The organism is Mesorhizobium sp. WSM4808 (genome assembly GCF_055811675.1).
The window spans coordinates 32,521-52,589 of record NZ_JBVVQX010000008.1; the positions used below are offsets into that span (position 1 = coordinate 32,521).

The window sequence follows — 20,069 nt, forward strand, 5'->3', positions numbered from 1 at the left end:
CAATTCTTGAGCAACCAGTGCCGAAGAGTGCGCCGGGATTCGGGTCAGGCCGAGCCGAGAATGGGAGCCTCCGAGAACCGGAACGGAGCGTACTTTTCGTACGTGAGTACCGGAAGCGCAGGAGGCTGCCTTTCGCAGGCCGGCATCACCCGGATAGCGGCGCACTCGCTAGATAGCGAGCAGCAGGTGCTCGGGATCGCCGAGCAAAAGCTTGGTGACAACGCCGAGGCCGGCGCGCAGTTCCCCCTCGGTGGTCGAACCCAGCGAGATACGTACCGCCGGATGCCAGGGCGCAGCCGAAATACGGAAGGACGTGCCGGGTGCAATCGCCACGCCCTGCAGGCGAGCCTGGGCGACAAAGCTTTCCTCGGCCCGGTCGGCCGGCAGTTGCAGCCAGACATGCAACCCGTCGCGCCGGGCGCGATAGTCCACCCCCGCCAGCACTTGCGCTGCAATATCCTGCCGGCGCCGCAAAGCCGCGCGCTGCCAGTGGACAAGCTCCATCGCCGTGCCGTCGGTCACCCATTTGGTGGCGATCTCGGCCACCAGCGGCGTCGCCATCCAGTTCGAGACCAGATGCCGGTTGGCGACGGCGGCGACGTAGCGGTCGGGCGCGGCCAGATAGCCGATGCGCAGACCGGGCACGGTGATCTTGGTGAAGGAGGTGACGTAGAGCGTGCGCTCCGGCGCGAACGCGGCAACCGGCGGCGGCCGGTCTTCGACCAGCGGACCGAGCACATCGTTCTCGATGATGGCGATGTCGTGCTTGCGCGCGACCGCGGCGATCTCTTCTCGCCGCCGCGCATCCATCAGGGTCGCCGTCGGGTTGATCACCGAGGGCTGCACGAAGACCGCGCGGATGTCGGAAAGCCGGCAGGCCTCGTCCAGCGCTTCCGGGATCAGGCCGTTATCGTCGATCGGCAGGCCTTCCAGATTGAAGCCGAGATAGCGCGCCAGCGGCACCAGCGTGTGGTGGCCGATCGCCTCGGTGGCAACCGTCGAGCCCGGCGGCGCGACGCTCATCAGCGCCACGGTCATGCCGGCGGTGGCGCCGTTGGTCAGGCTGACGTTCTGCGGCGATGCATCGAGGCCACAAAGCCTCAGCCATTCGACCGCCACCGCGCGGTGGCGCGGAAACACCATGTTGGGCCGGAACGAAAGTGCTGAACTCGACGGCAGGTTCTCAGCCAGCCAGCCCAGTGCCTGTTTTAGCCGCTCCAGATGCATCGGCTCACAAACCGGTTTCAGGATCGACAGGTCGATGACTTCGCCGAGCCGCTCCGGCAGGTAGGGCGGCTCCGGCTCGCGGCGCTGCGTCTGGACGAAGCTGCCGCGGCCGATCTCGCCCGAAATCAGGCCGCGACGGATTAGCTCTTCATAGGCGCGACTGACCGTCTGCACCGAAAGTTTCAGATCGTCGGCCAGCCTGCGATGGGTCGGCAGCCGCGCGCCATTGGCAAGGCGCCCGTCATGGATGGCGCGCGCGAACTGGTCGGCCAGCGATTGATATGCCGGCCGCCTGATGAGTGCGGGATCGGGTTGCCACAATGTCATGACTTATTAGAGATCGAAATCAGTGCAATTGACAATCGAAATAATGCGCCGTCATGGTACTCGGACGAAAAGTGAGCTCTGATGACATCAGCGAAACTCGACCCGATCGACCTGAAAATCCTCGACGCCATCCAGCGCGACGGACGCATCACCAAGCTGGCGCTGGCCGATCAGGTCGGGCTGTCGCCGACGCCGTGCTGGATGCGGCTGCGCAAGCTGGAAAAGGCCGGCATCGTCTCGGGCTATCATGCCAGGATCGACATGCGCGTCGTCGCACCCGTCGCCACCGTGCTGATGGAGGTGACGCTGGCCAACCACCGCCAGGCCGATTTCGACCGCTTCGAGCGCGTCATCCGAGACATCCCAGAGATCGTCGCCTGCTGGTCGGTGGGCGGCGGCGTCGACTATGTGCTGAAGGTGATGGCGCGCGACATCGACGCCTATCAGCGGCTGGTCGACGGCTTGCTCGACCGCGAAATCGGCATCGATCGGTACTTCACCTACATCGTCATCAAGACGGTGAAGGACGAGATCGCGCTGCCTATAGCCGACCTGCTGCCGGCGTCGGCTTAAGGCCGGAGAGATCGTCTGCCGAGGCGACGCAATAGAGAGAGTCTCTCTACTTCAAGGCATCCAAACAGCCTCTCTATCTGCATCGGGCGGATAGTCTTCCCGTATCAGTCCGAACCGGGAGGTCTCGACCATGTCCGCGCATTTCGCCCGCTCGCATCGCCATGAAGCGCTCGACCGCCTGACCGACCGCCGGCTGCTGCGTGAACTCGCCTATGTCGATGGCCACTGGACCGCGAGCGAGGCCGCCGAAAGCTTCGAAGTCACCGACCCGGCCACCGGCACCACAGTCGCTTTCGTCGCCGCGCTCGACGGCCGGCAGACGACGAAGGCGATCGATGTCGCCGCGCGCGCCTTCCCGGCGTGGCGGGCGCTGTTGCCGCAGGAGCGCTCGAAAATCCTGCGGAAATGGTTCGAGTTGATCATCGCTGCAAAGCAAGACCTCGCTCTGCTGATGACGCTGGAACAGGGCAAGCCGCTGCAGGAGTCGCTGGGCGAAATCGACTATGCCGCTTCCTTCGTCGAATGGTATGCCGAAGAAGCAAAACGCTTGAATGCCGAGAGCGTCACCAGCCATCTGCCGAACGCCGAAATGATGGTTCGGCGCGAGCCGCTCGGTGTCGTCGGCGTCGTCACGCCGTGGAATTTTCCGTCGGCGATGCTGACCCGCAAGGCGGCGGCAGCCCTTGCCGCCGGCTGCACCATCGTTGCGCATCCGTCCTCGGAAACGCCGCTGTCGGCGCTGGCGCTGGCCGAGCTCGGCGAACGCGCCGGCTTGCCCGCTGGCGTCTTCAACGTCATCACCGGCAAGGCTTCGACCATCGTCGGGCGGATGTGCGAAGACCCGCGCGTTCGCGCCATGAGCTTTACCGGCTCGACCGAGATCGGCCGGCTGATCGCCGCGCAAAGCGCGCCGACCATGAAACGGCTGGTGATGGAGCTTGGCGGCCATGCCCCGCTGATCGTCTTTGCGGATGCCGATCTGGACAAGGCGGTTGATATCGCCATCGACGCCAAATTCGCCACGTCGGGCCAGGACTGCCTCGCCGCCAACCGTATCTATGTTCAGCGTCCGATCTACGATCGCTTCTGCGCCGCGTTCACCGCGCGCATCGAGGCGCTGCGAACCGGCAATGGCCTTGCAGATGGCACCGACATCGGCCCGCTGATGCATGAGCGCGCGATCAAGAAGGTCGAAGAGCAGGTCACCGATGCGCTGACCCATGGCGCGCGCTGCCTCACCGGCGGCAAGCGGCACCAGGCTGGCCCCCTGTTCTATCAGCCGACGCTGCTGGCCGATGTCACCGATGAAGCGCTGATCATGCGCGAGGAGACTTTCGGTCCGGTCGCCGCCGTGACGGCTTTCGACAGCGAGGACGAGGTGATCGCCCGCGCCAACGCTACCGAATATGGCCTCGTTGCCTATGTCGTGACCGAGAATGGTGGCCGGCAGCAGCGTATGGGCCGCGCCCTCGATTACGGTATGGTCGCCATCAACCGCGTCAAGATCACCGGCGCGCCGATTCCGTTCGGCGGCGTCAAGCAATCGGGCATCGGGCGCGAAGGCTCGCGCCACGGACTCGAGGCTTTCACCGATCTCAAATATCTCTGCCTCGATGTAGCTTAAGCTGCGCCGGAATCACCGTTTTGTCAGGAGTCAAAAGAATGCTCGACCAGTCCAACGAACTCGCCGCCTGGGATCGCGACCACTTCTTCCACCCCTCGACCCATATGGGCACGCATGCGCGGGGCGAGAGCCCGACGCGCATCATGGCCGGCGGTGAAGGCGTCACCGTCTGGGACAACAATGGCAGGAAGAGCCTCGATGCCTTTGCCGGGCTCTATTGCGTCAATGTCGGCTACGGCCGCCAGAAGATCGCTGACGCCATCGCCAACCAGGCGAAGAACCTCGCTTACTACCACGCCTATGTCGGCCACGGCACCGAGGCCTCGATCACGCTGGCCAAGATGATCATCGACCGCGCGCCGCAGGGCATGTCGCGGGTCTATTTCGGCCTCTCCGGTTCCGATGCCAACGAAACCAACATCAAGCTGATCTGGTACTACAACAACGTGCTCGGCCGGCCGGAGAAGAAGAAGATCATTTCGCGCTGGCGCGGCTATCACGGCTCGGGCGTGATGACTGGATCGCTGACCGGGCTCGACCTGTTCCACAACGCCTTCGACCTGCCGCGCGCGCCGATCCTGCACACCGAGGCACCCTACTACTTCCGCCGTGCCGACCGCTCGATGAGCGAGGAGCAATTTTCTCAGCATTGCGCCGACAAGCTCGAGGAGATGATCCTGGCTGAGGGTCCGGAAACCGTCGCGGCCTTCATCGGCGAGCCGATCCTCGGCACCGGCGGCATCGTGCCGCCGCCGGCCTTCTACTGGGAAAAGATCCAGGCGGTGTTGAAGAAGTACGACGTGCTTCTGGTCGCCGACGAGGTGGTGACGGGCTTCGGCCGTCTGGGCACCATGTTCGGCTCCGACCATTACGGCATCAAGCCCGACCTGATCACCATCGCCAAGGGCCTGACCTCGGCCTATGCCCCGCTGTCGGGCGTCATCGTCGCCGACAAGATGTGGCAGGTGCTGGTTGAGGGTTCCGACAAGCTCGGTTCGCTCGGTCATGGCTGGACCTATTCGGCGCATCCGATCTGCGTCGCCGCCGGCGTCGCCAATCTCGAACTGATCGACGAGATGGACCTGGTGACAAATGCCAAGGAGACCGGCGCCTATTTCCGCGCCGAGTTGGCCAAGGCAGTCGGCGGCCACACGAATGTCGGGGACGTCCGCGGCGACGGCATGCTGGCGGCGGCGGAATTCGTTGCCGACAAGGACGACCGGGTGTTCTTCGACGCCTCGCTCAAGATCGGGCCGCAGGTGGCGACGGCACTTGCCGCAAGCGGCGTCATCGGCCGCGCCATGCCGCAGGGCGATATTCTCGGCTTCGCGCCGCCGCTCTGCCTGACCCGCGAGGAAGCCGACATCGTCGTGTCGAAGACCGCCGATGCCGTGAAGAGCGTGTTTGCCAATCTCTGAGATCGACTATGAATGCCATGATCAGAACCCTCCCCGCCACCATGGCCGCCGTGCTGCTCACCGGGCACGGCGGACCGGAAAAACTCGTCTACCGCAGCGATGTGAAAGTGCCCGGGCCCGCTCCCGGTGAAGTGCTGGTCAAGGTCAGCGCTTGCGGGATGAACAACACCGATGTCTGGGTGCGCCAGGGCGCCTATGGCACGGAGGAGGACGCTGCCGCCGTGTCGACATGGCGCCGCCAGGGCAACACGCTTGTTTTCCCGCGCATCCAGGGCAGGGACACCGTCGGTATCGTCGCCGCCGTCGGCGAAGGCGTATCGCCGGACCGTATCGGCGAACGGGTGATGGTCGATTTCTCGATCTACAACCGCGACGACGATTCACTCGCCGACATCGATTATATGGGCCATGGCCGCGATGGCGGTTACGCCGAATACCAGGCCGTGCCGGCCGAGAACGCTCATGTCATCGACACCGACATGAGCGATATCGAACTCGCCACCTTCTGCTGCGCCTACCTGACCGGTGAACAGATGCTGGAGCGCGCGGCGCTCAAGGCCGGCGAGCGCGTGCTGGTCACCGGCGCTTCGGGCGGTGTCGGTTCCGGCATCGTGCAGTTGGCACGGGCGCGCGGTGCCATTCCCTATGCCGTCGTCGGCAAGGGCAAGGAACAGGCGGTGCTCGACATCGGCGCCGAGGCCGTCATCACCCGTGGTGTTGCCGACCTGCCGCAAGCCGTGAACGAGGCGACCGGAGGCCAGCCGATCGACGTGGTGGCCGACCTCGTCGGCGGCGCCATCTTCAACGACCTGTTGCGTATTCTCAGGCCCGAGGGCCGTTACACTACCGCAGGCGCGATTGCCGGCCCGGTCGTGCAGCTCGATCTCAGGACCATGTACCTGAAGCAATTGCAGCTGCACGGCTCGAGCCAGGGCACGCGTGCGGATTTCCGCCGCATCGTTGGGTACATCGAGGCGAAGAAAATCCGGCCGCTGGTTGGCGGCGTCTACAAGCTCTCCGATTTCCACCATGCGCAGGCGGATTTCATCGCCAAGGCTTTCGTCGGCAAGCTGGTGGTGGTGCCGGATGCCATGTGGGGCTCGGCTGGCTGAACAACGCTCATCTCAACCATGCTGGGCCGCCCTCAACAGCATGCCGAACAGGTCGCGCGGCTCGTCGGGGTCGGCCAGCATGTCGAGTTCCTGGTAGAGGCCAGTCGAGCGCAGCTGGTCCCTGACATAGCGCAGTGCCGAAAAGTCCTCGATGGCGAAGCCGACCGAATCGAACAGCGTGATCTGGGTGGCATCGCGCCGGCCTTGCACGGCGCCTGACATCACCTGCCACAGCTCGGTCACCCCATGATCCGGTGCAAGCTGCTGGATCTCGCCCTCGATGCGGGTCTGCGGCGGATATTCGACGAAGATGTCGGAGCGCAGCAGGATATCGCGGTGCAGTTCGGTCTTACCGGGGCAGTCGCCGCCGACCGCGTTGATGTGCACGCCGGAGCCGACCATGTTGTCGGTGAGGATGGTGGCGTACTGCTTGTCGGCGGTGACGGTGGTGATGATGTCGGCTCCCTCGACAGCCTCCTGCGCGGTGCCGCAGGCGATCATGTCGAAGCCGAGACCGGCGAGATTGCGGATGCATTTTTCGGTGGCAGTGCGGTCGATGTCGTAAAGCCTCAGCCTGTCGACGCCGAGCAGCGCCTTGAAGGCCACCGCCTGGAATTCGGCCTGGGCGCCGTTGCCGATCAGCGCCATGCAGCTGGAGCCGGCCGGCGCCAGGTATTTGGCGGCCAGAGCCGACATCGCCGCCGTGCGCAGCGCGGTCAGGATGGTCATTTCGGATAGCAAGACAGGATAGCCATTGTGGACATCGGCGAGCATGCCGAAAGCCGTCACCGTCTGGCGCCCCTCGCGCATGTTCTTGGGATGGCCGTTGACGTATTTGAAGCCGTAGACCTCGCCGTCGCTGGTCGGCATCAGTTCGATGACACCTTCGGCGCTGTGCGAGGCCACGCGCGGGGTCTTGTCGAACAGCTCCCAGCGGCGGAAATCATCCTCGATGTAGCTGGCGAGTTCGACGAGGAAGCGCTCGACGCCGATCTTCAGCACCAGCTTCATCATATGATCGACGCTGACGAAGGGCACGATGTTGAGATTGGGGATCATTTTTTCTTATCCTTGCCGCATGCAGGCGGTCAGTCCTGGCGATACGCGTTGTGCGCCTTCATCATCGCCGCCAGCGCCGGATCGTTTTGCTCCAGCGCCCTGATGGCTCCGCCTGTGTCATAGAGGCGCTCATCCTGCCCCATCTTGAACTTGGCTTCGAGCCGCCCGATCGGCAGGTCAAACCCCATGATACCAGGTATACGCCGCTCCATGCCGCCAGGTCCCAGCTCGCGCATGCGCCAGCGGTCATCGCGATCTTTTTCCAGCACCTCGACAAGCTGCAGGAGATGCCGGGCGGTGGCGTGCTCGTCGAGCGGCACCGGATGCCCATGACAATGCACGACAGCAAAATTCCAGGTCGGCGCGCTGTCGCGCACCGGATTGCGCGGATACCAGGACGGCGAGATATAGCCATGCGGGCCGTGGAAGATGGCGACGGTCTCCCTGCCTTCGCTGATCAAGGTGCTGTGCGGATTGGCCCTGGCGAGATGCGAGACCAGAGTTCCGTTTTCACCCCGCGCGCGATCGAGCACGAAGGGAAGATGCGAGACGACGAGCCCTTGCGGTCCCGCTGTCACCACCGCGGCGAAGGCCGCGGCCTCGATCAGGCCGAACACCTCGTCGTGCGACAGCGGCGCAAATTCAGGCTTGCTGTACATAGATCAGCTTCGCTGGGCGCGGACCGCCGGGATCAGGCCTTGCGGGCGAACCAGCAGCACGGCGATGACGCCCGACAGCACGATGGCGTCGCGATAGGGGGCGATCGCTCCCGGCAATGTCGCCTGCAACAGCACCTCGATGATGCCGAGCAGAAAACCGCCGGCGACAGCACCTGGCAAGCTGCCGAGCCCGCCGACGACGGCGGCGATGAACGCCTTCAACACCGGCGTAAAGCCCATCAGCGGATCGACCGAGGCGCGCTGCGCCACCCACAGCATAGCCGCCAGCCCGGCCAGCAGGCCGGAGAGCAGGAAGGCGGTGGCGATGATGCGGCTGGCCGGAATGCCCATCAGGCGCACGACGTCGAAATCTTCCGCCGCGGCGCGCATCGCCGTGCCGGTCACCGAGCGGCGCAGGAAGACTTCCAGCGCAATCAGCGCCAGTGCGGAGACGACGATGGAGATGCTGGGACCGACGCCTATGGTGAAATCGCCGAAGGAGAAGGCGCCGGTCATCCAACCGGGCATTGCGACAGCTTGCGGCCGCGCCGAAATGCCGTTCTGGAAGACGACTTTCAACAGGCTGGAGACGGCAAAGCTGGTCAACAGCAGGCTGGTGACGCTGGCGCCGCGCATCGGCCTGAACGCGATACGCTCCATGATGACCGCGGCGAGCGCGCCGCAGGAGACGGCGACAAGCACCGCCACCGGGAAGGGAAAACCCAGCACCAGCGAGGCCAGAAGCGCATAGCCCGACAGCGTCATCAGCTCGCCATGGGCGAAGTTGATGAGGCCGACGATGGAAAAGACGATCGCCAGCCCGAGCGCCAGCAGCGCATAGACGCCGCCGAGGCTCACCGCATTGATGATCTGCTGCGCGATCATGCTTCTTAAGCTCCCAGATAGGCTTGGCGGACGAGGTCCGATGAAGCGAGTTCTTTTGCCGTGCCCGACAGCACCACCTCGCCATTGGCGAGCACAACGGCGCGGTCGGCGATTTCGAGCGCCAGCGCCACATTCTGTTCGACCAGCAGGATGGTCAGGCCCTTGCGGCGCAGTTCGGCGATCAGGTCGAAGACGGTGTCGATCAGTTGCGGGGCAAGGCCGAGCGAAGGTTCGTCGAGCAGGATCATGCGCGGCTTGCCCATCAGCGCGCGGGCGATGGCCAGCATCTGCTGTTCGCCGCCCGACAGATTGCCGCCCTTGACGCGGTGGTAGCGGCGCAGGATCGGGAACAGCTCCAGCATCTCCTCTTCGCGCAGCCTTGCCTCGGCCGCCGGCTGATGCACTGCGCCGCCGAGACGCAGATTATCGGCCACCGTCAGGCTGGCGAAGATACGGCGGCCTTCGGGAACCAGCGCGACGCCCTTGCGGGCAATCGCCTCCGGCGCCAGGCCGGTGATGTCGACACCGTCGAAGACCACCTTGCCCGATGCCGCCGGCACCAGCCCGGCGACGGCGCCGAGCGTCGAACTCTTGCCGGCGCCGTTGGCGCCGACCAGCGCGATGATCTCGCCGCTGCCGACGGTGAGGTCAACGCGGCGTACCGCCTCGACCTCGCCGTACCGGATTTTCAGGGCTTCGACGCTCAGCATGACATCACGGCGCGGGAACGTCGGCAGCGTCGGGGATCAGGGTCTGGACATGCTTGCCCTCGCCGCCCTCGTAGCGCATCAGCGCCACCGGCCGCAGCGGCATGCGGTCCGTGCCGGCATAGGTGATCTTGCCGGTGATGCCTTCGAAATCCTTGAGGCCGGCGATGGCGTCGCGGATCGCCTTAGGGTCGTCGGAGCCCGCCGTCTTGACCGCCTGGTCGAGGATCAGGCCGATCTCGTAGCCATTGACTTCATAGGTCGATTCCGGTGCGTGGCCGGCATATTTGGTGAAGGCTGCGTTGAAGGCCTCGAGCTTGCTGCCCGGCTCGGCATAGCCGGCCGCGGTGTAGACGACGCCATCGACCAATTTGCCGAGCGCCTTGATGGTCGGCGTGCCGATGGCATCGGCGCCATAGACCGGGATGGTGACGCCGGCGCCGCGCAATTGCTGGATGAAGGCCGGGAAATCCGGCTCGTAGGCCGCCGTCATGATCAGGTCGGGCTTGTCGGCCAGGCCCTTGATGTTGGTGATCTCGGCGGAAAAGTCGGGCTGGCCCATGCTGAAGGTGCCGCGGCCGACAATGGCGCCGCCCTTCTTCTCGAACACCTTGCCGAAATATTCCGGCAGATTGGCGGTGTAGGTGGAGTCCGGCGAAGTCAGCAGGAACACCTTCTTCTTGCCTTCCGAGACGGCGAAGTCGGCGACCGCCGTCGCCTGCACATTGTCGGCCGGATAGGTGCCGAACATGACGTCGCCGACCGCGCCGGTGAGCACGGGGGCGGAGCCGCACAGCGTCAGGGTCGGAATACCAAGCGGCTGGGTCAGCTGGCCGGCGGAAATCGAGGGATCGGCATCGCACGGCGTGATCATGATCTTGGCGCCGGCGTCGATCAACTCCTGGGCGACGGTTGCGGTCTGCGCGGTGTCGGAGCGGGTGTCCTTGATCAGCAGCTTGACGGTGTATTTGCCAGCGAGGCCACCCTTGGCGTTGAGCTCGTCGAGCGACATGCGCAAGCCGGCAAGTGCCGGCTGGTCGTAGGGAGCGAGGCCACCGGTCTGCGCGGTCGCGGCACCGATGATGATCTCCTCGGCGCTGGCCGTCGAAATGGCGGCGATGCCGAACACGGCCGCGCACAGGGCGGCGCGATGGAGGCGATAGAGGCTTGGCATGTCGGTTCTCCTTCTGGATTTCTTATGGTTGGCTGTCGTTGCGGGTCATGCGGTCTGGTTTTCAGGCGTTGCGGTCTTGGCGCGCGACGTGCGGCTGCCGAGATAGGCTGCGATCACGGCGGGGTTCTTCTGGACATCGCCCGGCGTGCCGTCGGCGATGACGCGGCCATGATCGATGACGACGATGCGCTCGCACAGGTTCATCACCAGCCGCATGTCGTGTTCGATCAGGACGACGCCGATGCGGCGCTCGGTGCGGACTGTCGAGAGGATCGAAACCAGTTCGGCGGTCTCGACGGCGTTCATGCCGGCGGCCGGCTCGTCGAGCAGCAGGAAGCGCGGCTTCAACGCCAGTGCACGTGCCACTTCGAGCCGACGGCGCTGGCCGTAGGCAAGCCTGGCGGCCGGTTGATCGGCAAATCTCTCCAGCCCCATGCGCGCAAGTTCACCCATTGCCGCCGCCTCGGCATGGCCAAGATCCGGCTCCACCTGGCGGGCGGCGACGACGACATTTTCGAGCACGGTCATGTGCGGGAAGACGCGGATGTTCTGGAAGGTGCGGGCAACGCCGGAGCGGGCGAAGCGGAAGGCCGAAGCCTGCCGGACCACGCCACCCACCGACACGGTGCCGGCACTCGGCTTGATATCACCAGCCAGCATGTTGAGCAGCGTCGTCTTGCCGGCGCCATTGGGGCCGATGATGCCGGTGATGCTGTCGGTCTCGAAATCCAGGCTGACGTCGTCGACGGCGACGACGCCGGCATAGCGGCGCGACAGATGGACGGCGGTGAGCCGGTCACTCTCGACATGCCGCGGTGGCGCCGTTGAAGCCATCACGGCCTGGCGTCCGGGTCGGCGCAGCAGGTTCAGTTCACGCTCGCCGAACAGACCGGTCGGCCGCCGCCAGATAACCAGGATCATGGCGATGGCAAGCACGCCCTGGGTCAGGCCGAACAGGACGGGCAGATGCAGGCCGAGCACCTCGCCGCCGCCTTCGAAGCGGCGCACCACTTCGACCAAAACGATGGTGACGATGACGCCGGCGAAAGCGCCGAGCGACGAGGTCATGCCGCCGACGATCAGCATGGCGAGCATGGTGAAGCCGAGGTCGAAATAGAAATCGCGTGGCGAGAACGCACCCAGAAACTGCGCCATCATGGCGCCGGCGGCCATGGCGGCGACGACACCCGCCACCCAAGCGGCCAAACGCGCCGTGCGCTGGTCGACGCCGACGGCGGCGGCACCGCGCTCGTCATTGGCGGCGGCGCGGGCGGCAAGGCCGAAGGAGGTTTCGCGAAACAGCCTCGCCGCCACCAGCGCCATCGAAGCGACAGCGGCAGCCGTCCACAGCCCTACCTCGCGCGGCACGCCATAGAATGGCTGACTGCCGCGCGTGATCTCGCGCCCGGCCACCAGCAGCGTGTAGACGATGATCAGCATGGCAAGCGTTGCGATCGAAGCGCTCGATCCGGAAAGCCTGAGCAGCGGCGTGCCGGTCAACAGGCCGACGATGACCGCGAGAGCAAGGACGACGGCCAGCGCCGCGAAGAAGGAGAGTTGATACCCGGCGAGGAATTGCGGCAGGTCGCGCAGCGCCGTTCGCTGCAATGCGGTCGGCATGGTGAGGATGCCGGTGGCGTAGGCGCCAAGGCCGACAAAGGCGGCCTGACCGAACGAGACGATGCCGCTGTTGCCAGAGAATATCTGCAGGCCGAGCACCGCCGTCAGCATGATCGCGGCATAGGTGACCACACGTTGCATGGCGGCGCTGCCAAAGATGAAGGCGGCAAGCGCCACCAGCAGCAGCACCGCGACCATGCACAGGGCATCGGCAGTGGCGTTGCGAAACGCGGCCGGCATGAAGCCACTGGGCTTGCTCTCGCTCATCGTCACCGACGCCATTACGCGGCCCTGAAGCGATCGGGTGAAAACGGCGCCAGGATCGGTTGCGCGCCTTCGGTGACCAGCCTGGCCACCGCCTCGCCGACTGCCGGCCCGGTCTTGAAGCCGTGGCCGGAGGATCCCGCCGAAACGACCAGCCCTTCGACGTCAGGCATGGCGCCGATGACCGGCAGATCGTCGGGGCTCATGTCGTAGAGTCCGGCATAGCCGGGCCGGATGCCAAGCTCGGCCATGGCAGGGACTCTGTCAACGAAGGTCTCCAGAATCTCGACCGATTCCTGCTCCTCGACACCTTCCATGTAGTTGTCGGGATTTTCGACAAAACGCGGGCGGCCCGCATGTTCGTGGCGCAGGCCGGTGCCACCGCCGGCCCACGTGCCGGCCAGGATGACACCGTCATTGTCGGGCCGAGCATAGTTGCAGTAAATGTCGTCGCACCAGGCGAACGGCATGACCTGCCTTGCCTTGCCGGCAGCGTCGAGCACGGCCATCGGATGGCGCTCGACATGCAGCGGCAGATCGAGGCCGACCGTCGCCAGCAGGCGGCGCGTCCACGGCCCGGCGGCCAGGACGACGGTACCGGCTTCCAGCACCGTTCCATCAATCAGAGTGACGCCGGTGATGCGGTCGCCCTGCCGCTGGAGGCTCTCGACCAACGTGTTCTGCATGATCCTGGCACCGTTGGCGCGGGCGGCACGGGCGATAGCGTTGGTGGCGCCGAAGGCATCGGCGTAGCCATATTCCGGCTCCCACAGCGCCATTGCGACATTGTCCAAGGCAAAGCCGGGTGCCGCGTCGGCAAAGGCCTGCGGTGACAATGTCTCGATGCGCGCGCCCTCGCCGCGGATGCGTTCGGCTGCCGCCGTCCAACTCACCTTGTTGTCGTTGCCGCAGACCCACATCATGCCGATTTCGGTGACGAAAGAGCCTTCGCCCGCGATTTCCGGCAGCGACACCAGGATCTCGCGGCCACGTATGGAAAGCTGCGACAATTCCGGCATCAGGTAGAAGGCGTGCAGCAGCGCCGACGATTTTCCCGACGGGCCGCCGGCGGGATGGGTCTGCTCGACCAATGTGACCTTCACACCGGCCTTGGCCAGATGATAGGCGGCGCTCGATCCGACAATGCCGGCACCGACGACGATGACGTCGCTTCCGTTTCGCATGGCTGTTCCCCACAGTCTCTTGGCTGCTTTCCGACAAGGTAGGGCCAGCGATCACGCAATGTCAACATCTCTTCATTGTTGACCAAGATTTAAATCTCTGTAATAAACTCGACAAAACAAGAGAACACGGATTTCGGGGAGGCCCATGGCGATACGCGATGTTCTGATGCGCGGGGATCTTGCGCTGACGCCGTCGGAAGAGAAGATCGTCCGACTGCTGTTGACGGACTATCCGACCTCCGGCCTCGGCACCGCCTCATCGCTCGCCCGGCGCGCTGGCGTCAGCGATCCGACCGTGGTGAGACTGGTCGTCAAGCTCGGCTATGAAGGGTTTCCGGATTTCCAGGCGAAGCTTCTGGCCGAAGTCGAGGCAAGACTGCACTCGCCGCTGCTGATGATGGAGGCCAAGCGGCAGAGCGGCTCCAACGACAGCGCCGTGCTGGCCTATCTCGACAGCGTCACCACGGCCTTGCAGAAAGCCACCGCCGCGACACCTGTCCAGACATACGAGCGGGCGGCCCGCCTGCTGATGGAGGTCAAGGGCGAGATTGTCATGGTAGGCGGCCGTTTCAGCCGTCACATCGCCGGCATGCTGGCCGGCTATCTCGTACAGTTTCGCTCCGGGGTTCGCGATCTCGGCGTGCTTTCTCCGCAGACCTTCGACACGCTCGCCGACCTCGACCGCCGCGACGTGCTCGTCGTGTTCGACTATCGCCGCTATCAGCTCGATGTGATGGCCTATGCGAGCCAAGCGGCAGCGCTCGATGTGCGCATCGTGCTGTTCACCGACCAATGGCTGTCGCCGATATCAGATCTCGCCGAAGTCACCATCGTCAGCCCGCTCGAAGTCGCCTCGCCCTACGACACGCTGGCGCCGGCGATCGCCCAGATGGAGGCGCTGGTCGCCCATATCGTTTCGACGCTGGGCGACGACGCGCGCGCCCGCATCGAGCGGCTCGAAAGGGTGCGACATGCCAATGCCGTGACACTCGACAGCGACCCGCAAGAGAACGGCGCGCGCAAGATACCCGGACCCCGCAAGACGCCGGGACCCAAATCAGCAAAGCAGGACGACAAAGCATGACCCAGGCCCTACCCAAACGAGACGACGCCTTCCGTGCCGGCGAAACGGCCCTGCTGCTCGTCGACATGCAGCGCATCTGGCTGGAGCCGGGCGCAGATCCGTCGCATCCGGAGCGTGGGCCCGATCACTATTTCTACCGGCAGACAACGTCACAGACGATCCCCAACCAGGAGCGCCTGCTGGCCGCTGCGCGGGCCAATGGCGTCGAGGTGCTGCACACCATCATCCAGAGCCTGACCGAAGACGGCCGTGACCGCTCGCTCGACCACAAGCTGACGCCGATCCATGTCGCACCCAGCCTCCCGGAGGGTCTGCCGGTGCCGGCGCTGGCGCCGGTCGGCGACGAGATCATGCTGCCGAAGACGTCGTCGGGCATCTTCAACTCGACCAATGTCGACTATCTCCTCAAGAACCTCGGCATCCGCTATCTCGTCGTGGTCGGCGTGCTGACCGATCAATGCGTCGACATGACGGTGCGCGACGGCGCCGACCGCGGCTATCTTGTCACCTGCGTATCGGATGCCTGCGCCACCATTACGCAGGAACGCCACGACATCGCGCTCAAGGCCTTCGGCGGCTACTGCTGGGTGGCCGATACCGACACGGTCGTCGGCCGCTTCAACGCTTTGGGAAAACCGGCATGACATCGACTGTCGAGCCTCTGGTTGCCGTCGTCACCACGGATCTCTCCGCCGTCACGCGGGGCCGCTTCGTTGCCGAAAGCAAGTTGCAGAAGACCGCCACGACCGGCGTCGGTTGGCTGCAGGCCAATCTGTCGCTGACGCCGTTCAACTCGATCGTCGATCCCAACCCCTGGGGCTCGTCGGGCGACCTGCGGCTGATCCCCGATCTCAAGGCGCGCTTTCGCACGACACGTACCGGATCGGCGACGCCGTTCGACATGGTCGCCGGCGACATCGTCGAGCTCGATGGCAGCCCATGGCTCGGCTGCACCCGCACGATGCTGAAAGAGGCGTTGGCCGATTTGAAAGCCGCAACCGGCCTGTCGGTCATCGCCGCCTTCGAGCATGAATTCAATGTCGCCGACGGCGGCTTCGCGCCGGCGCATTCGATGTCTTTCGCCGCATTGCGCCGCACGGACCCCTTCGCGCCCAACCTGATGGCGGCGCTGGAGGAGGCCGGCGTTGCACCCGAAGTGATCATCGCCGAATTCGGCGACGAGCAGTTCGAGGTGACACACGAGCCGGCGGACGCGCTGAGGGCGGCGGACCGCGCCGTCGCCATCCGCGAAATCACGCGCGAATTGGCGCGCAATGCCGGCTGGCGTGCGAGCTTCGCGCCCAAAACCGCGCCAACTGCCGTCGGCAACGGCGTCCACATCCATTTCAGCTTCGTCGACGAGGCCGGCAAGCCGGTGACATACGATCCAACGCAGCCCGGAGGTCTTTCCGCCAAAGCCGGCGCCTTCTGTGCCGGCGTGCTGCGCCATCTGCCTGGAATGACCGCGATGACGGCGTCGAGCGTGTCGTCCTTCTACCGGCTGAAGCCGCACAGCTGGAGTTCGTCCTATACCTGGCTTGCCGACCGCGACCGCGAGGCGTCGCTGCGCATCTGCCCGACTGTGACGATCGGCGGACGCGATCCGGCGCGGCAATACAACATCGAATACCGGGCCGCTGACGCCACCGGCAATCCCTATCTGTCGCTGGCGGCGATCATCCGCGCCGGGCTGGAAGGGCTGAAGGCGGGCCTGCCGTCGCCGCCTTTGGTCACCGGCGACCCGACACTGATGAGCGAGGCTGAGCGGGCGAGTCTCGGTCTGGTGCGCCTGCCCGAAACCCTGCCGGCGGCACTGGACGCGTTGCTGGCCGACGGCATCGTGACGGGATGGTTCGCGCCTGTCTTCATCGAAACCTTCGTCGGCCTCAAGCGACATGAAGCCGAGCGTCTTGCCGGTCTCGATCCGGCCTCCATCTGCGATCTCTACCGGACGCTCTATTGATGACCGCGCAGGCCGGAAAAGATTGGCCCGAGGCCGTCGAGGTCCTCAACGAGCACGGCCGCTCCGATATCGTGCTGTTGTGCGAGCATGCGTCCAACCACATGCCGGCCGAGTATCGACAGCTCGGCCTCGATGCCAGCCATCTGCAGCGCCACATCGCCTGGGATATCGGCGCCGCCGAAGTGACCCGCCTGCTGTCGTCGAAGCTCGATGCACCGGCCTTCCTCAGCGGTTACTCGCGGCTGCTGATCGACCTCAACCGGCCACTGGGCACGTCAGGCAGCATTCCGGTGCTGTCGGAAGATACCGACATTCCCGGCAATGTCGGCATCGATGCGACGGAGCGGACCCGACGCGCCGAGATCATCTTTTCGCCGTTTCATGACCGGGTGACCGCGTATCTTGACCACCGGGCGCAAGCAGGCCGGCAGACGCGGATCGTGACGATCCATTCCTTCACGCCGGTCTTCCTCGGTGTCAGCAGACCCTGGCATGCCGGCGTGTTGCACGACCAAGCGAGAGATCTCGCCGAAACGATCCTTTCGGGCCTGCGCACCGACGCCGGGCTCAATGTCGCGGCCAACGTGCCCTATGTGATCAGCCGCGACGCCGATTACGCCGTGCCCATTCATGGCGACGATCGCGGCATCCCCGCCGTCCTCGTCGAGATCCGGCAGGATTTGCTGTCGACGCGGTCCGGCATCGAAGAATGGGCGGACCGGCTGGCGGCGGCACTGCCGGCGCTCGAAACGGAACCCGTGTCGTGAGCAATCTCAGCCTGCGCGAACGTGATGCCGCGACCATCGCCCAGATCGGCAAGCTGCGTTTCTCCCCGCTCAGCGTCATCGGCGGCCGGGGCAACCGGCTGATCGAGGAAGGCGGCCGCTCCTTGCTCCACCTGTCGGGATCGGCCGGTCCGGCGGTGCTCGGCTACGGCCATCCGGCAATCGTCGAAGCGGTCGAGACGTCGATCCGCGACATGGCGGGCGCCAGCCTGCTGCTCTACCCGAACGAGCCGGCTGTATCGCTGGCGGAGCGGCTGCTGGCGATTACGCCCGGAGAAGGCGAACGGCGCGTCTGGTTCGGCCATTCCGGGTCGGATGCCAACGACTGCGCGGTGCGCGTGCTGCAGGCAGCCACTGGCCGCTCGCGCTTCATCTCGTTCATCGGTTCCTATCACGGCAATCTCTCCGGCTCGATGGGCATCAGCGGCCATACCGCCATGACCCACACGCTGCCCCGGCCGGGCGTGCTTCTGCTGCCCTATCCCGATCCGTTCCGACCGAATTTCAGCAGCGAGGACGTGCTGGCCCTGCTCGACTACCAGTTCGAGACCACCTGCCCGCCCCATCAGGTCGCGGCGGTGTTCATCGAGCCGTTGATGTCGGATGGCGGGCTGATCGTGCCGCCGCCCGGCTTTCTCAAGGCATTGCAGCAGCGTTGCCGCAAGCACGGCATCAAGATTGTCGTTGACGAGGTCAAGGTCGGGCTCGCCCGCAGCGGCATGATGCACTGCTTCCAGCATGAAGGACTGACGCCCGACCTCGTCGTCTTTGGCAAAGGCATCGGCGGTGGCTTGCCGTTGTCGGCCGTGATCGGCCCTAAGGAGATCATGGACCATGCGCCGGCCTTCGCGCTGCAGACAACCGCGGGCAATCCGGTGGCGACATCGGCCGGCAACGCGGTGCTGAAGACGATCGAGACGGACGGCCTGGTCGAGCGCTCGGCGCGAATCGGCATGCTGTTTTCCGACGCGCTGCGAGCCCTTGCCGCCAGACACGAGATCATCGGCGACGTGCGCGGGCGCGGCCTTGCCATCGGCGTCGACCTGGTCAAGGACCGCACGACACGTGAGCCGGTTGCGGCGGCGACCACGGCCAAGATCATCTATCGCGGCTATGAGTTGGGTGCAGCCTTCACCTATGTCGGGTTGAAGGCCAATGTGCTGGAGTTCATGCCATCGCTGACGCTGACGGAAGACGAGATGACCGAGGGCGTCGCGATCGTCGACCAGGCAATCGCTGACGTGAATGCCGGCAAGGTCTCGGATGCGGACGTCGCCTCCTTCATGATGTGGTGAACAAAAAAGGCGCCGCGCCGGGCTGCGACAGCGATTGTCTCGGCAGCCCCGGCTCATCGTTGTGCAACAATTATTCCGCGATACGCACGATCAGCTTGCCGAAATTCCTGCCTTCGAGAAGGCCGAGAAAGGCCTGAGGCGCATTTTCGATGCCATCCACGATATCTTCCCTGTAGCGGACGCGGCCGGACGCTATCCATTCGGCCATCTCACGATAGAAGGCCGGGCGCTGGTCGACAAATTCGCGCTGGATAAAACCCCTGATCGTCAGGCTGCGGTGCAGCACTTGCTGCATCAATGTCGGCAACCGGTCGGTGCCGGCATCCGCGATGACGTTGTACTGCGCGATCAGCCCGCAGACCGGCACACGCGCAAATTCGTTCAGCAGCGGAAACACCGCGTCCCAGACAGGACCGCCGACATTTTCGAAATAGATGTCGATGCCGCCGGGGCAAGCTGCCTTCAACTGCTCTGCAAAATCGTCGGCCCGGTGATCGACGACCGCGTCAAAACCGGGCTCTTCTCGCACGAAGGCGCACTTTTCGGCACCGCCGGCAATGCCGACGGCACGCGCACCCTTGATGCGCGCGATCTGGCCAACGGCCGACCCGACCGCGCCGCTGGCGGCCGCGACGACGACCGTCTCGCCAGGCTTCGGCTGCCCGATGGTGAGCAGACCGGCATAGGCCGTGAAGCCCGGCATGCCGAGCACGCCGAGCGCGGTTGTTATGGGTGCAGCCGCGGGATCGAGCTTGCGCAGCCCGGCACCGTCGGACAGGGCGAAACTCTGCCATCCGGAGTGGGACAGGACGATGTCGCCTTCAGCAAATTCCGGATGGCGAGAGATCATCACACGCGCGACGGTGCCGCCTTCCATCACGCCGTCGACATCGACCGGCTTGGCATAGGATTTGGTGGCGTTCATACGACCGCGCATATAGGGATCGAGCGACAGATAAAGGATCTGCAACAGCAGTTCGCCCTCTCCCGGCTGGACAAGGTCCACTGTTTCGATGCGGAAATCGCTTGGCTTCGGCCGGCCTTGCGGTCGCGCCGCGAGCACGATGCGGGTGTTGGTCTGGGTCGACATTGGAGACCTCTCTGCGAAG

At 65.0% G+C, this 20,069-nt stretch carries 18 protein-coding genes; 9 read left to right on the forward strand and 9 right to left on the reverse strand.

Features of this window, described 5'->3' with window-relative positions:
• Positions 1-168: 168 nt before the first annotated feature.
• Positions 169-1,554 carry a MocR-like ectoine utilization transcription factor EhuR gene (ehuR, locus tag AC0L2U_RS16035; RefSeq protein WP_127272428.1) on the reverse strand — a complete coding sequence of 462 codons (1,386 nt, stop codon included), beginning with the start codon at positions 1,552-1,554 and terminating at the stop codon, positions 169-171.
• A gap of 81 nt (positions 1,555-1,635) precedes the next feature.
• Here ehuR and AC0L2U_RS16040 point away from each other — a divergent pair, with 81 nt between their 5' ends.
• The 4 genes from AC0L2U_RS16040 (at position 1,636) to AC0L2U_RS16055 (ending at position 6,281) form a co-directional block, all read left to right on the forward strand.
• Complete coding sequence (locus tag AC0L2U_RS16040) at positions 1,636-2,127, forward strand: Lrp/AsnC family transcriptional regulator (protein ID WP_473602177.1); 492 nt, start codon at positions 1,636-1,638, stop codon at positions 2,125-2,127.
• A gap of 130 nt (positions 2,128-2,257) precedes the next feature.
• Complete coding sequence (locus AC0L2U_RS16045; protein WP_127807777.1) at positions 2,258-3,751, forward strand: NAD-dependent succinate-semialdehyde dehydrogenase; 1,494 nt, start codon at positions 2,258-2,260, stop codon at positions 3,749-3,751.
• Positions 3,752-3,789: 38 nt separating this feature from the next.
• A complete protein-coding gene (locus AC0L2U_RS16050) occupies positions 3,790-5,169 on the forward strand; it encodes an aminotransferase (RefSeq protein WP_473602178.1) in 1,380 nt (459 codons plus the stop codon).
• Between the two features lie 8 nt (positions 5,170-5,177).
• Complete coding sequence (locus AC0L2U_RS16055; protein WP_473602179.1) at positions 5,178-6,281, forward strand: alcohol dehydrogenase family protein; 1,104 nt, start codon at positions 5,178-5,180, stop codon at positions 6,279-6,281.
• A 12-nt stretch (positions 6,282-6,293) separates the two neighbouring features.
• On the opposite strand, the gene AC0L2U_RS16060 is transcribed toward AC0L2U_RS16055, so the two are convergent.
• From AC0L2U_RS16060 to AC0L2U_RS16090, 7 genes are read right to left on the reverse strand one after another with little or no spacing between them, the layout of a single operon-like run.
• The gene (locus AC0L2U_RS16060) at positions 6,294-7,340 is read right to left on the reverse strand and encodes an ornithine cyclodeaminase (RefSeq protein WP_127398933.1); all 1,047 of its coding nucleotides are present in this window, start codon (positions 7,338-7,340) and stop codon (positions 6,294-6,296) included.
• A 29-nt stretch (positions 7,341-7,369) separates the two neighbouring features.
• Positions 7,370-7,999: an FMN-binding negative transcriptional regulator gene (locus AC0L2U_RS16065; RefSeq protein WP_127807780.1), complete on the reverse strand. Its 630-nt coding sequence runs from the start codon at positions 7,997-7,999 to the stop codon at positions 7,370-7,372.
• Positions 8,000-8,002: 3 nt separating this feature from the next.
• Entirely contained in the window at positions 8,003-8,884 is an 882-nt protein-coding gene (locus AC0L2U_RS16070; protein ID WP_127807781.1) for a branched-chain amino acid ABC transporter permease, read from the reverse strand.
• 5 nt (positions 8,885-8,889) lie between these two features.
• Entirely contained in the window at positions 8,890-9,594 is a 705-nt protein-coding gene (locus AC0L2U_RS16075) for an ABC transporter ATP-binding protein (RefSeq protein ID WP_027035601.1), read from the reverse strand.
• 4 nt (positions 9,595-9,598) lie between these two features.
• A complete protein-coding gene (locus tag AC0L2U_RS16080) occupies positions 9,599-10,765 on the reverse strand; it encodes an ABC transporter substrate-binding protein (protein WP_127397965.1) in 1,167 nt (388 codons plus the stop codon).
• Between the two features lie 45 nt (positions 10,766-10,810).
• The gene (locus AC0L2U_RS16085; protein WP_245481781.1) at positions 10,811-12,652 is read right to left on the reverse strand and encodes a branched-chain amino acid ABC transporter ATP-binding protein/permease; all 1,842 of its coding nucleotides are present in this window, start codon (positions 12,650-12,652) and stop codon (positions 10,811-10,813) included.
• A gap of 14 nt (positions 12,653-12,666) precedes the next feature.
• Positions 12,667-13,833: an NAD(P)/FAD-dependent oxidoreductase gene (locus AC0L2U_RS16090; protein ID WP_473602180.1), complete on the reverse strand. Its 1,167-nt coding sequence runs from the start codon at positions 13,831-13,833 to the stop codon at positions 12,667-12,669.
• A gap of 145 nt (positions 13,834-13,978) precedes the next feature.
• Between AC0L2U_RS16090 and AC0L2U_RS16095 the strand changes: the two genes are divergently transcribed.
• From AC0L2U_RS16095 to AC0L2U_RS16115, 5 genes are read left to right on the forward strand one after another with little or no spacing between them, the layout of a single operon-like run.
• Positions 13,979-14,917, forward strand: coding sequence for a MurR/RpiR family transcriptional regulator (locus AC0L2U_RS16095; protein ID WP_127807784.1), 939 nt, complete (start codon positions 13,979-13,981; stop codon positions 14,915-14,917).
• A complete protein-coding gene (locus tag AC0L2U_RS16100; protein WP_127398956.1) occupies positions 14,914-15,561 on the forward strand; it encodes a cysteine hydrolase family protein in 648 nt (215 codons plus the stop codon). The genes AC0L2U_RS16095 and AC0L2U_RS16100 overlap by 4 nt, the downstream gene beginning before the upstream one ends.
• A complete protein-coding gene (locus AC0L2U_RS16105) occupies positions 15,558-16,880 on the forward strand; it encodes a type I glutamate--ammonia ligase (protein WP_127807785.1) in 1,323 nt (440 codons plus the stop codon). Before AC0L2U_RS16100 ends, AC0L2U_RS16105 begins: the two co-directional genes overlap by 4 nt.
• Positions 16,880-17,647 (forward strand): N-formylglutamate amidohydrolase, encoded by a 768-nt coding sequence (locus tag AC0L2U_RS16110; protein ID WP_127807786.1) that lies wholly within the window; start codon positions 16,880-16,882, stop codon positions 17,645-17,647. Before AC0L2U_RS16105 ends, AC0L2U_RS16110 begins: the two co-directional genes overlap by 1 nt.
• Entirely contained in the window at positions 17,644-18,960 is a 1,317-nt protein-coding gene (locus AC0L2U_RS16115) for an aspartate aminotransferase family protein (RefSeq protein ID WP_473602181.1), read from the forward strand. Before AC0L2U_RS16110 ends, AC0L2U_RS16115 begins: the two co-directional genes overlap by 4 nt.
• A gap of 70 nt (positions 18,961-19,030) precedes the next feature.
• Here AC0L2U_RS16115 and AC0L2U_RS16120 read toward each other — a convergent pair whose 3' ends face one another.
• A complete protein-coding gene (locus tag AC0L2U_RS16120) occupies positions 19,031-20,050 on the reverse strand; it encodes an NADP-dependent oxidoreductase (protein ID WP_473602183.1) in 1,020 nt (339 codons plus the stop codon).
• Positions 20,051-20,069: the final 19 nt, after the last annotated feature.